The 12227-nt window shown below is 62.8% G+C and carries 12 protein-coding genes; 6 read left to right on the top strand and 6 right to left on the bottom strand.

Features of this window, described 5'->3' with window-relative positions:
* Positions 1-3 precede the first annotated feature (3 nt).
* The 6 genes from topA to ruvX form a co-directional block, all read right to left on the bottom strand.
* Positions 4-2583 carry a type I DNA topoisomerase gene (topA, locus tag KKY_RS07775; RefSeq protein WP_014130772.1) on the bottom strand — a complete coding sequence of 860 codons (2580 nt, stop codon included), beginning with the start codon at positions 2581-2583 and terminating at the stop codon, positions 4-6.
* A gap of 198 nt (positions 2584-2781) precedes the next feature.
* Positions 2782-3897 carry a DNA-processing protein DprA gene (gene dprA, locus KKY_RS07770; protein ID WP_014130771.1) on the bottom strand — a complete coding sequence of 372 codons (1116 nt, stop codon included), beginning with the start codon at positions 3895-3897 and terminating at the stop codon, positions 2782-2784.
* A 10-nt stretch (positions 3898-3907) separates the two neighbouring features.
* Complete coding sequence (plsY, locus tag KKY_RS07765) at positions 3908-4510, bottom strand: glycerol-3-phosphate 1-O-acyltransferase PlsY (protein ID WP_014130770.1); 603 nt, start codon at positions 4508-4510, stop codon at positions 3908-3910.
* A complete protein-coding gene (gene pyrC / locus KKY_RS07760; protein ID WP_014130769.1) occupies positions 4507-5805 on the bottom strand; it encodes a dihydroorotase in 1299 nt (432 codons plus the stop codon). Before pyrC ends, plsY begins: the two co-directional genes overlap by 4 nt.
* Entirely contained in the window at positions 5802-6785 is a 984-nt protein-coding gene (locus tag KKY_RS07755) for an aspartate carbamoyltransferase catalytic subunit (protein ID WP_050811682.1), read from the bottom strand. The genes pyrC and KKY_RS07755 overlap by 4 nt, the downstream gene beginning before the upstream one ends.
* Before the next feature lie 79 nt (positions 6786-6864).
* Entirely contained in the window at positions 6865-7323 is a 459-nt protein-coding gene (gene ruvX / locus KKY_RS07750; protein ID WP_014130767.1) for a Holliday junction resolvase RuvX, read from the bottom strand.
* 71 nt (positions 7324-7394) lie between these two features.
* Between ruvX and KKY_RS07745 the strand changes: the two genes are divergently transcribed.
* The 6 genes from KKY_RS07745 (at position 7395) to KKY_RS07720 (ending at position 11446) form a co-directional block, all read left to right on the top strand.
* On the top strand, positions 7395-7931 hold the full coding sequence (locus KKY_RS07745; RefSeq protein ID WP_014130766.1) for a hypothetical protein: 537 nt from the start codon (positions 7395-7397) through the stop codon (positions 7929-7931).
* A 111-nt stretch (positions 7932-8042) separates the two neighbouring features.
* Complete coding sequence (gatC, locus tag KKY_RS07740) at positions 8043-8330, top strand: Asp-tRNA(Asn)/Glu-tRNA(Gln) amidotransferase subunit GatC (protein ID WP_014130765.1); 288 nt, start codon at positions 8043-8045, stop codon at positions 8328-8330.
* Positions 8331-8333: 3 nt separating this feature from the next.
* Entirely contained in the window at positions 8334-8801 is a 468-nt protein-coding gene (locus tag KKY_RS07735; protein ID WP_014130764.1) for a GNAT family N-acetyltransferase, read from the top strand.
* A gap of 10 nt (positions 8802-8811) precedes the next feature.
* The gene (gene gatA, locus KKY_RS07730) at positions 8812-10296 is read left to right on the top strand and encodes an Asp-tRNA(Asn)/Glu-tRNA(Gln) amidotransferase subunit GatA (protein WP_014130763.1); all 1485 of its coding nucleotides are present in this window, start codon (positions 8812-8814) and stop codon (positions 10294-10296) included.
* The gene (locus KKY_RS19560) at positions 10296-11057 is read left to right on the top strand and encodes a pentapeptide repeat-containing protein (RefSeq protein ID WP_158308062.1); all 762 of its coding nucleotides are present in this window, start codon (positions 10296-10298) and stop codon (positions 11055-11057) included. The genes gatA and KKY_RS19560 overlap by 1 nt, the downstream gene beginning before the upstream one ends.
* A 128-nt stretch (positions 11058-11185) precedes the next feature.
* The gene (locus KKY_RS07720; RefSeq protein WP_090832413.1) at positions 11186-11446 is read left to right on the top strand and encodes a hypothetical protein; all 261 of its coding nucleotides are present in this window, start codon (positions 11186-11188) and stop codon (positions 11444-11446) included.
* Positions 11447-12227: the final 781 nt, after the last annotated feature.

Raw genomic sequence — 12227 nt, 5'->3', positions numbered from 1 at the left:
CCTTTAGGCCTCGGCCTTCTTTTTGGCCGCGGGCTTTTTGGTTGCCGTCTTCTTTGCCGCCGGCTTTTTCGCTGCCGGCTTGGGCTTGGCTTTCGCCTTACTCTTCGAACCGCCCTTGGCGGCGATCAGTTCCAGCGCCTTTTCAAGCGTCACGGCTTCGGGTGCCAGATCCTTGGGCAGGGTGGCGTTGACCTTGCCCTGATTGACATAAGGCCCGTAGCGGCCCGCGCGCACGGTAATTGGACCGTCATCATGCTCGAAGGTCTGGATCGCCGCCACGGCAGCGCCACGCCCTCCGCGTCCGCCGCCAGCCCGCTTCTGGGCAATCAGGTCAACGGCGCGGTTAAGCCCGACCGTGAAAACCTCCTCCACATCAGGAAGATTGGCGTAAGTCTTCTCGTGAAGCACGAAAGGTCCGTAACGGCCGATCCCGGCGCTGATCGGCTTGCCGTCCTCGGGATGCAAACCCACTTCGCGCGGCAGCGACAGTAGTTTCAGTGCCTTTTCCAGATCCATCGAGCCCGCATCCCAGCCCTTGGGGATCGAGGAGCGCTTGGCATCCTTGGCATCTTCGCCAAGCTGGACATAGGGACCGAACCGGCCGGTCTTGAGATAGATCTCCGCTCCGGTTTCTGGGTCTGCGCCCAGAACGCCATCGCCCTGCGCGGCTTCGGACGCCTGCCCGGTGGCGCTTTCGGCCAATTGCTGGGTGTGGCGGCATTCGGGGTAGTTCGAGCAGCCGATAAAGGCGCCGTACTTGCCCAGTTTCAGCGAAAGCTGGCCGGTGCCGCAGGTCGGGCAGAGGCGCGGATCGGTGCCGTCGGGCCGCTCGGGAAAGATATGGTGTCCCAACAGGTCATTGAGCGCGTCGAGGACTTCGGAAACCCGCAGATCCTTGATCTCGTCGGCCTGATGGGAAAAATCCTTCCAGAAGCGCCGCAGCACTTCCTTATAGTCGATCTCGCCGGCAGAAATCTCGTCGAGTTCTTCCTCGAGCCCGGCGGTAAAGCCGTATTCGACATATTTGGTGAAAAAGCTCTGCAGGAACGCCGTCACGAGCCTCCCGCGATCCTCGGGCATGATGGCGCGTTTTTCGAGCTTGATATAGTCGCGATCCTGGAGCGTCTTGAGCGTCGCCGCATAGGTCGAGGGGCGGCCGATCCCCAACTCTTCCATCTTCTTGATGAGGCTCGCTTCGGTGTAGCGGGCAGGGGGCTGGGTGAAGTGCTGTTCGATCGCGACATTTTCGAGTGCGGGAGTGTCGCCGACATTGAGCGCGGGCAGGTCCTTGCCATCCTCATCGTCCTCGTCGGTCTTTTCAACGCCATAGACCCCGAGAAAACCCGGGAAGGTTACAACCGAGCCCGTGGCGCGCAGCGTGATGGCACGACCGGCCGCGAGGACGTCGATATCGGCGGTGGTGCGTTCGATTTCGGCCGAGCGCATCTGGCTGGCCAGCGCGCGGCGCCAGATCAACTGGTAGATCTTGTGCTGGTCGGGGTCGAGATTGCGCAGAGTATCGGGGTGTTTGCCCAGATCGGTGGGGCGGATCGCTTCGTGGGCTTCCTGGGCGTTTTTGGCCTTGGTGCTGTAAAAGCGCGGCTTTTCGGGCACGTATTCGCTTCCGAACTCCTTGCCGATTACCCGGCGCGCTGCTTCGATGGCCTCTGGCGCCATCTGCACGGCGTCGGTCCGCATATAGGTGATCAGCCCATCCTCATAGAGGCGCTGGGCGATCTGCATGGTGCGCGAGGGCGACAGCGACAGCCGCGAGGAGGCGTCCTGCTGCAACGTGGAGGTGGTGAACGGCGCGTAAGGATTGCGCTTTGTGGGCTTCCTGTCGACGCTGGCAACCTTGAAATTGCCCTTCTCGATCGCCGTTTTCAGCCCCTGCGCATCCTCGCCGGTCTTGATGGCCAGCTTGTCGGTCTTGTCACCATCGACCGAATACAGCCGCGTCGCAAAGCTCTTGCCGGTCTGATTAAGGGTCGGGATGACGCTCCAGTATTCCTGCGGCTTGAAGCGCTCGATCTCTTCCTCGCGCTCTGTGACCAGTCGCAGGGCGACCGATTGCACGCGACCCGCCGAGCGCGAGCCGGGCAGCTTGCGCCACAGGATCGGCGAGAGCGTAAAGCCTACCAGATAGTCGAGCGCCCGGCGCGCCAGATAGGCGTCGACCAGCGGCGCATCGATATCGCGCGGATGCTGCATGGCGGTGGTCACCGCATCCTTGGTGATGGCGTTGAACACCACGCGCTTGACCGGCATGTCGGCCTTGATGGCTTTTTTCGCCTTGAGCGCATCGAGCAGGTGCCAGGAAATGGCCTCGCCTTCGCGATCCGGGTCGGTTGCCAGAATCAATTCGTCGGCGCCCTTGAGCGCGCGGGTGATGTCGGCCAGGCGCTTTTTGGAGTTGGTATCGACTTCCCAGCTCATGGCGAAATCTTCGTCGGGCCGCACCGATCCGTCCTTGGCGGGCAGGTCGCGCACATGGCCAAAGCTGGCCAGGACCTCGAAGTCCTTGCCCAGATATTTGTTGATGGTCTTTGCCTTGGCCGGGCTTTCGACGATGACGACTTTCATGCCTGTGACGGCTCCGCGAATAAGAGAGAATTGCCTTGAAGGGGTGGAGATAGGGCGGAAGACACCCGCCCACAAGGTCCGCGCAAAATGGTGAAAGCGTCGGCGTCTGTCAATTGCGCGCGGTTATTGCAGTCTATTGGCGGTGGCTCCACGGGCCCAAACGCGTGAGGTAGCACCGCGATGCTCACGAGCGAGCCCTTATGCCCTTAGCGCGAAAAGCTGGCCGGCGGATCGTTCCCCCCGCCCCGCCAGTTCCAGTTCCAGTAACAGAATCTGCATGACGGGCGCCGAAATGCCGGTTGCCTCGATCAGCATGTCGGTCGCTGTCGGGGCATGGCTTAGTGCAGTCAGGAGGCGGGTGCGTTCGTCTTCCGAGGGATCGGCCGCTGGGGAAGGCGGCGGGGCATCGTGCGTTTCGTTCTCAAACAACGGCAGGCGTCCGGGATCGGCATGGGTGAGTTCGGCGATGATGTCGCGCGCGCCGGTGACCAGTTTGGCGCCTTGCTGGATGAGGTGATTGCCGCCCTCGGCGCGCGGATCGAGGGGCGACCCGGGCACGGCGAAAACCTCCCGGTCCTGTTCCAGTGCCAGCCGGGCGGTAATCAGCGATCCGGACCGCTTTGCGGCCTCGACGATGACCACGCCGAGGCAGATGCCGGCCACGAGCCGGTTGCGGCGGGGAAAATCGCGGGCGCGTGGCTCCCAGCCGATGGGCATTTCGGTGACCAGCGTCCCGCCGGCATCGACTATGGATTGCGCAAGGCCCACATTTTCCTGCGGATAGATGTGATCGAGGCCGCCCGCCATCACAGCAACCGTACCGGTCTGGAGCGAGGCGTGGTGCGCCGCGGCGTCGATACCACGCGCCAGACCGGACACGATAATATACCCTTCGCGCCCCAGATCGGTGGCGAGAAGCTGAGCCATGCGCCGCCCCGCGGCCGAAGCGTTGCGCGCGCCCACGATGCCTACGGTCCTTTGTGCGGAAAGCGCACCGCCGCCCATCACGGTCAGAAGTGGCGGAGGTCCGGAAACATGGCGGAGGTGAGGCGGATAGTCGGGATCGTTGATCGCGACCAGCCGCGCGCCGATCGCTTCTGTCCGTGCGATTTCATCCTCGGCTTCATCCATGCTGGGGATTGTGAGGTGCTGGCCGCCACCCCGCCGGGCCAGATGAGGCAGGGCATCAAGCGCTGCCTCGGCTGAGCCGAACCGGTTGACGAGCGTACGGAACGTGGTCGGCCCTACATTGTCGGCGCGGATGAGGCGGAGCCAGGAAACGCGCTGGGATGGGGTCAGGCTCGAGCGCGTCATCTTTGTCGGCCTAGCTTTGTCCGGCGTTCTTTTTGCCGCCGACCTTGCTTTCAGTGCCTCTTGCCAGCCGCACGATATTCTCGCGGTGGGTGATGAACAGCACGATCGAGAGGATCGCTGTCACCCAGGTCAGTTGCACGCCGGAAAAGGCGAATGCGAACATTGGGGCTGTGGCCGCCGCGGTCAGGGCGGCGAGCGAGGAATAGCGCTGGGCAAATAGGATCAAAAGCCATGTCGCGCAAAAGATCAGTCCCACGACCCAGTTGAGCGCCAGCAGGATGCCGACATAGGTCGCAACGCCCTTGCCGCCCTTGAAGCCGAGCCAGACGGGGAATATGTGGCCGAAAAAGGCGGCAACCCCCGCAATCAGCGCGAAATCATATCCCCACAGCATGCTGGCGATCAGAACCGCGACGGCGCCCTTGCCGGCATCGAGGATCAGTGTGAGGGCTGCAATATCGCGCCGACCGGTGCGCAGGACATTGGTCGCCCCGATATTGCCCGAGCCGATTGTGCGCACATCGCCCAGTCCGGCTGCGCGCGTAATCAGAAATCCGAAGGGGACGGATCCCAGCAGATATCCCAATATAAGAGCCAGCGCATATTGGGTCATGCGAAGGCTTCCTCCCTGTAAACGATTTGCCCGCCGACCAGGGTCGCCATGACCTTGCCGGACATGCGGGCGTTCTCAAAGGTCGTGTTGGTCGAACGCGAGCGGATGGTAGCTTCCTCGACGATCCAGGGATAGTCCGGATCGAAAAGGCAAAGATCGGCCTTGGCGCCCTTGATAATCCGTCCCGCGTCGATGCCCAGAATTTCGGCGGGCCGCGCCGTCATGGCGCGCAGCACCGTCATCAGATCGACATCGCCCGAATGAACCAGCCGCATTGCGGCGGCCAGCAGGGTTTCAAGCCCTATCGCGCCGGTCGCCGCGTCGGCGAAGGGCTGGCGTTTGCCTTCGGCGTCCTGCGGATCGTGGTCCGACACGATAACGTCGATGGTCCCGTCCTTGAGCGCTTCGACCAGTGCCAGCCTGTCGTCCTCGGTGCGCAAAGGCGGGTTGAGCTTGAAGAAGGTGCGGTACGAACCGACGTCGTTTTCATTGAGGCACAGATTGTTGATCGAGGCGCCGACCGAAATGGCGCTGCTGCGCTGCTTGTAGAACGCGGCGAGTTCTGCGGACCGGGCCGTCGAGATGGCGGCGGCGTGATAGCGCGCACCGGTCATCAGCGCCAGCTGCAGGTCGCGGTCGAGCGGGATGGTTTCGGCTTCGGCCGGAATGCCCTTGAGGCCCCGGAAGGTGGCCAGCGGTCCCGAATTCATCACGCCGTCGGAAACGAGGTGCGCATCGGCGGGCAGGTGCATGATCGGCATGTCGAAATTGGTCGCATAGACCATGGCGGCGCGTATGACCGCGCTGCTCTGGAGCGCCTTGCGCCCCTCGGTAAAACAGACCGCGCCGGCTTCCTTGAGCAGCCCGAATTCGGTGAGGTCCCTGCCTTCGGTTCCCGTGGTGATCGCTGCGGTGGGTAGAACATTGACGCAGGTCGTCGCCTCGGCATGCCGGGCGATGAATTCGACCAGCGCGCTGTTGTCGATCACCGGCTGGGTGTCGGGCATGACGAGGATCGATGTCACCCCGCCCGCCGCCGCCGCGCGGCCGGCACTCTTGAGCGTTTCGCGGTATTCGTGGCCGGGCTCGCCGGTAAACACCCGCATGTCGATAAGACCCGGCGCCAGCACCAGCCCTTTGGCATCGATGGTTTCGGCTTTTTCCGGAGCGCCTGGCGCCTTGCCTTCGGCGATGTCGGAGATGGTTCCGTTCTCGATCAGCAGGGCACCCGTAAAATCGGCATTGCTGGCGGGATCGAGGATGCGGGCGTTTTCTATAAGAAGAGGCTTATTCATTTATCCTCCTCCTTGTTGAGCAGCGCATCGAGCACCGCCATGCGCACGGCAACGCCCATCTCGACCTGTTCGGTAATCACCGATTGCGGCCCGTCGGCAATGGCCGGATCGATTTCAACGCCCCGATTCATCGGCCCGGGATGCATGACCAGCGCGTCGGCATTGGCTCTGGCCAGTTTGTCGGCATCGAGCCCGTAGAAGCGATAATACTCGCGCACCGAGGGGATCAGCTTGCCCGAGGCGCGCTCGTTCTGGAGCCGCAGCATCATCACGACATCGGCGCCCTCGAGGCCCTTTTCCATGTCGGTGAAGACTTCCGAGGCCATCTGTTCGACACCGCGCGGCAGAAGCGATTTGGGCGCAATGACCCGCGTACGGGCCTGCATGGCGCCCAGAAGAATGAGGTTCGAGCGCGCAACGCGCGAATTGGCGATATCGCCGCAGATGGCCACGGTCAGCCCGTTCAGCCGCCCCTTGTGGCGGCGGATGGTCAACGCGTCGAGCAGGGCTTGTGTGGGGTGCTCGTGAGCGCCGTCCCCGGCGTTGAGCACCGCGCATTCGACCTTCTGGCTCAGCAGTTCCACCGCGCCGGACGAGCCGTGCCGCACCACGATGGCGTCGGGCTGCATGGCGTTGAGCGTCGCCGCCGTATCGATCAGCGTTTCGCCCTTGGCGACCGAGGAGGTCCGCACGGCCATGTTCATGACCGTTGCCCCCAGACGTTTGCCGGCGATCTCGAAACTCGCCTGGGTGCGGGTCGAATTTTCGAAAAACAGATTGATCTGGGTCTTGCCCGCCAGGCTCGGCAGCGTCTTGCGTTGGCGCGATATGGGGATCATCGCCTCGGCCCGGTCCAGAAGATCGATGATCTCGACCGGGTTGAGTTGGGCGATTCCCAACAAATGCCTGTGGCGGAAAGGAAGGAAGGAGCCGGACGCGCCGGGCTGCGTGTCGGAAGATTCTGGCTGTCGTCGTGCCATCTGATGTCCCACTTGCGACTGCCGGTCCCTACCGTATGGCGGCGGGAGCGGCAAGGCGCAATGTACGATTTTCAGACATTTAGCGCGGACGCAGCCGATCCAATGCGCCCTGCAAAATGTAGCTGGCGGCCAGCTTGTCCACGACCTCGGCACGCTTGGCGCGGGAAAGATCGGCTTCGAGCATGGTGCGGGTTACGGCCATTGTGGACATGCGCTCGTCCCAGAACACGATGGGCAGGTCGGTCTTTTGCTTGAAATTCCGGACGAACGCACGGGCCGATTGGGCGCGGGGCCCCTCGCTGCCATCCATGTTGAGCGGCAGGCCCATGACGATGCCGGTGACGTTGTTCTGCGCGATCAGCGCCAGCAATCGCTCAGCGTCGGCGGTGAATTTTGTGCGCTTTATGGTTTCGACCGGCGTGGCCGCCATGCGCAGGGAATCGGAAATCGCCACCCCGATGGTTTTCGTGCCCAGATCGAGCCCCATCAGCTTGCCCGCGGGATGCAGGTCGGCGAGGGCGTAGGGGGCGTCGGTCATCGCGTGGTTCCTTGCGGAGATCTCTGTGTCGGCTTATCAGCAGTTTGCGCCGCACTGGCAAGGGAAATGGAATGAAGATCACCTGGTTTGCCGATATGACCTTCCGCATCCAGATCGCTGGGCGGATCGTCGTGACCCATGTCGAGGGTGCGCCCGAGGGGATCGACCCAACCGAGCTGGTCGCCGGCGCCCAGACCGTCATTTCTGCCCGGAGTTCCGATCTCGACGCATTCGACGCGGTCGAATGGAGCCCGCGCCGTCGCCCGCGCCTGATCGACGAGGAGGCGGGCGACGAGGGGCTCGACCTTTACCGGTTCGGAGCGCGCGGCCTTGTTGCCTATTCGGTCGACGAAGGGCTGCTGGTTCTCGAAGACGCCGGGGCAGAGGCTCAATGGGGGCGGTTCGCGGACAATGGCATTGCCGTTCTTTCCGGTTCCGGTGCGCAATGCGCGGCGCACGGCACCGCCTTGCTCGATATCGCCCGTCCGCGCCTCATCGCCCTGGCCATCGACGATGGCGAGATCGATATCGCCTTCGACGCACTCGTGCCAAACCTGAGCCAGACGAGCCTGATCGTCCTTGAGCCCCGGCTGGCGGTGGAAGTGTAAGACGGATCGATCGAACCCATAAAGCCTTTCGATGGGCGGATTTGCCGATTGCGTTTGCTGGACGCCCATTGCTAAAAGCCCATTCAACACCAAGCTTGCTAGGAGATGGCTATGTCGGTCGACGCCGATACAGTAAGACGCATCGGGCGTCTGGCCCGCATCCGGATCACCGAAGACGAGGTCGCCGCTTATGAAGGTGAGCTCAACGCCATTCTGGGCTTTGTCGAACAGCTCGATGAGGTCGATGTGGAAGGCGTCGAGCCGATGACCTCGGTCACCCCCATGACCCTGCGGCGTCGCGACGACGCGGTGACCGATGGCGGCTATGCCGACAGGATCGTCGCCAACGCGCCGATTTCGGAAGACAATTTCTTCATGGTCCCCAAGGTCGTGGAGTAGGCCGTGGCCGTAACCATCGCCATCGAGACGCCGTTGACCGATGAGGTGCGGGGGCTGGTCAAGGCGCTCAACGCCTATCTCAACCCGCTCTCGCCGCCGCAATTCCAGTTCCAGATGACCGTCGAGCAGATGGCGGGCGAGGATACCACTGTGTTCATCGCCCGCAACGAGGCCGGGCAGCCGGTGGGCATGGGGGCTCTGAAAACGTTCGGCGAGGGCATGGCCGAGGTCAAGCGCATGTACACCTTGCCCCAAGTGCGCGGTCAGCGCGTTGGCGTGGCGCTGCTCGAGGCCATCGAAACGCTTGCCCGGCAAAAGGGCATCAAGATGCTCAAGCTCGAAACCGGAAACGTGGCCGGGTTCGAACCGGCCTGGCGGCTTTACGAGCGCGGTGGTTTTTCCCGCTGCGGCGCCTTTCTCGATTACCCAGATAGCGAATATTCGGCCTTTTACGAAAAGGCCCTGATCTAAGGATTTATCCGTGACCGATCTTACCCGTCTGAGCCTCAAAGCCCTGCGCGATGGTATCGCCGCCAAGGAGTTTACAGCGCTCGAAGCCACCGATTCCTATATCTCGGCGATCGAGGCCGGAAACGACAAGCTCAACGCCTATGTCGCCGTCACCGCCGATCAGGCGCGTGAGATGGCCAAGGCATCCGACGCCAAAATCGCTTCGGGCGACAATGGCATGCTCGAAGGCGTGCCGCTTGGCATCAAGGATTTGTTCGCCACTAAGGGCGTTCACACCCAGGCCGCCAGCCACATTCTCGATGGCTTCAAGCCCGAATACGAATCCACGGTCACCGAACACCTCTGGGCCGATGGCGCCGTCATGCTGGGCAAGCTCAACATGGACGAATTCGCCATGGGCTCGTCCAACGAAACCTCCTATTACGGCCCGGTGGTCAACCCCTGGCGTGGCGAGGGCGGTAACAAGGATCTGGTGCCCGGCGGCTCTTCGGGCGGCTCTGCTGCGGCGGTTTCCGCATGGCTTTGCGCCGGTGCGACGGCCACCGACACCGGCGGCTCGATCCGCCAGCCGGCGGCCTTCACCGGCACCGTGGGCATCAAGCCGACCTATGGGCGCTGCTCGCGCTGGGGCACGGTCGCCTTTGCTTCCTCGCTCGATCAGGCCGGGCCGATTGCCCGCACCGTCGAGGACACGGCGTTGATGCTGCAGTCGATGGCCGGGTTCGACCCCAAGGATTCGACCTCGGTCGATATGGCCGTTCCCGATTTCGCGACTGCTGTGGAACGGGGCGTCAAGGGGATGACCATCGGTGTTCCCGCCGAATACCGTATGGACGGCATGCCCGACGAGATCGAAAAGCTCTGGAGCCAGGGCCTCGAATGGCTCAAGGCCGAAGGTGCGACGGTCAAGGACATCTCCCTGCCGCACACCAAATACGCGCTGCCTGCCTATTACATCGTCGCCCCCGCCGAGGCGTCGTCCAATCTGGCGCGTTATGACGGCGTCAAATACGGTCTGCGCGTTTCGGGCAAGGACATCACCGACATGTACGAACTCACCCGCGCCGAAGGGTTCGGCCGCGAGGTCAAGCGCCGGGTGATGATCGGCACCTATGTGCTCTCGGCCGGCTATTACGACGCCTATTACGTCCGCGCCCAGAAGGTCCGCACGCTCATCAAGCGCGATTTCGAGGACGCCTTCAACGCCGGTGTCGATGCCATCCTGACCCCGGCCACGCCCTCGGCGGCCTTTGGCATCGCCGATCAGGAACTGCACGCCGATCCGGTCAAGATGTATCTCAACGACATCTTCACGGTGACCGTGAACATGGCCGGTTTACCGGGGATCGCGGTTCCCGCTGGCAAGGACGGGCAGGGGCTTCCGCTGGGGCTGCAGCTGATCGGCAAGCCATTCGACGAGGAAACGTTGTTCGCCGCCGGTCGGGTCATTGAAAAGAGCGCCGCGCTCGATCTGGCCCCCGCCAAATGGTGGTGATGACCCAAGGCCAGCTCGAAGAGTTGATCCTTGCCAAAAAGCCCGTCGAGAACGCCGATCTTTCGGCGATCGACTGGACCGATCTCCCCGATGGCGCGTTTCATGCGCGCCATTGCGTTTTCCGCGACGCCCATCTGACCGATGCTGAGCTGGCCGGCGCGAAATTTGAGAACTGCACCTTCGAGCGGGCACGGTTCGGCGGCGCGAATTTCACCGACGCCGTATTTTCCAACTGCTCGTTCTTCGATGCGGAGACCCGGCAGGGCTGCGATTTCTCCCGCGCCGATTTCGAGGGCGCGACGTTCGAGAACTGCAATCTGGCGACGGCGAAGTTCGGACTGGCGAGCCTGTTCGATGCGACCTTCAAGTATTGCAAGGCGGCAGGGGCCGATTTCGAGGATGGGCGGTTCGCCAAATCATCGGGCCGGGTCGCGGTGTCCCGCGTGCGCTTCATCGGCACCCAACTCGATATGTCGAATTTCCGCCAGGCCCGGCTCGAAGATTGCATGTTTTCCGAGTGCAGCCTGCGTCAGGCCGATTTGCGCCAGGTGACGCTTTCGAGCGCCGACATGCGCGGCTCGGACCTTTCCGAAGCCAATCTCAACGGCGCCATTCTCGACAATGCCGATCTGCGCGACGCGACGCTGCTCGGCCTCGACGTCACTCAACTTACCAGCTTTGAGGGTGTCAGGGTCTCCGCCGATCAGTTGACCGATCTGGTGCGCCCCTTGGGCATTCGGGTCTTCCCACGGGCCGGCTGAGCCACCATGTTGCATTTAGGGGCCTTGGCGGCTAACTGAAACCCTACAACTGCTTTCCGGTATTTTACAAACTCATGTCCGATATCTTCACCTCCCAGGATTGGTCCGCTCCGCCCAAGGATCTCAGCATGCCGCTTCAGGCCCTGTGGTGGATCCGCAAGGGTGAATTCCGCATGGGCCCGGAATGGGAGGAGGCGCACCGGATCGTCGTCCAGATGGAGGGCGTCGAGGCCTTCGATTGGGTTCATGCCCTTTTGCACTGGATCGAAGCCGATATGGGCAATGCCGACTACTGGTATCGCCGGTCCGGCAAGCGCCGGGCAGCACCGTCGGTTTCCCAGGAATGGGAGCACATCGCCATGACGCTCTCCGAAGCGCCCCGACATTAGCCGGCCAGCCACCTCGTTGTCGGCTCTATTACCACCCCACATCCTACCCTCATCGTCGTCCTCGAGCTTGACTCGGGGACCCGCTGCATCGGGCAGCCGCTGAAGAGGTTTGATTATGGGGAGAAGAAGTGAACACCACTTCTCCCGCATTCGGTGGCAGTCCTGCAGATCCCCGGGTCAAGCCCGAGGATGACGATGGAGAGGGGGAGGTGCCGGAGAGCAAGCCTCACCCTCCCTCGCTTCCCCGGCGAACGCCGGGGTCCATGTGCCTATCTTCACGCACCGGAGGGTCGGCAAGGCCGCTGGGTCCCGGATCAGATCCGGGACAGCGATGGAGAGGGTGGAGCGTAGGAGAAACGTCATCTCCGCCGCCCACCCATCCCCCCTTTTCATGCAGGGGTTCATTACAGCTCGTCACTCCATCCCTACCGCTCACCAACCCCTGCGCGTCATCCTCGGGTTGTCCCACGCCCGGCCCCATCACCAGCAAGGCCGATCCGGGTTCCTTGCGGGTCGCCGCAGGGAAGGCCCAAACGTCACAAGCGCCGGATGGCGCGAACCGGCCGCCTGATCTCGGATGCGGGACTGGCGCGATTGCTACCGCCGTCGTACCGGGGAAACCCGGAGGGGATTGACCCTAGCCTTCTGAAGGGCGACTAAGCCAAAAACCCCGGGTGCATGGGGCGATGATCGCTTCATATACCAAAAATACATGCGGAGCGTTCATCGCCCCATGCCGTCTCTGAGTTTCGCGACAACCGCGGTCCGATGGGCCGGCGGG

Origin of the sequence: Pelagibacterium halotolerans B2 (assembly GCF_000230555.1) — a bacterium.
GTDB lineage: Bacteria > Pseudomonadota > Alphaproteobacteria > Rhizobiales > Devosiaceae > Pelagibacterium > Pelagibacterium halotolerans.
This window is presented reverse-complemented; position numbering and strand designations above follow the sequence as displayed.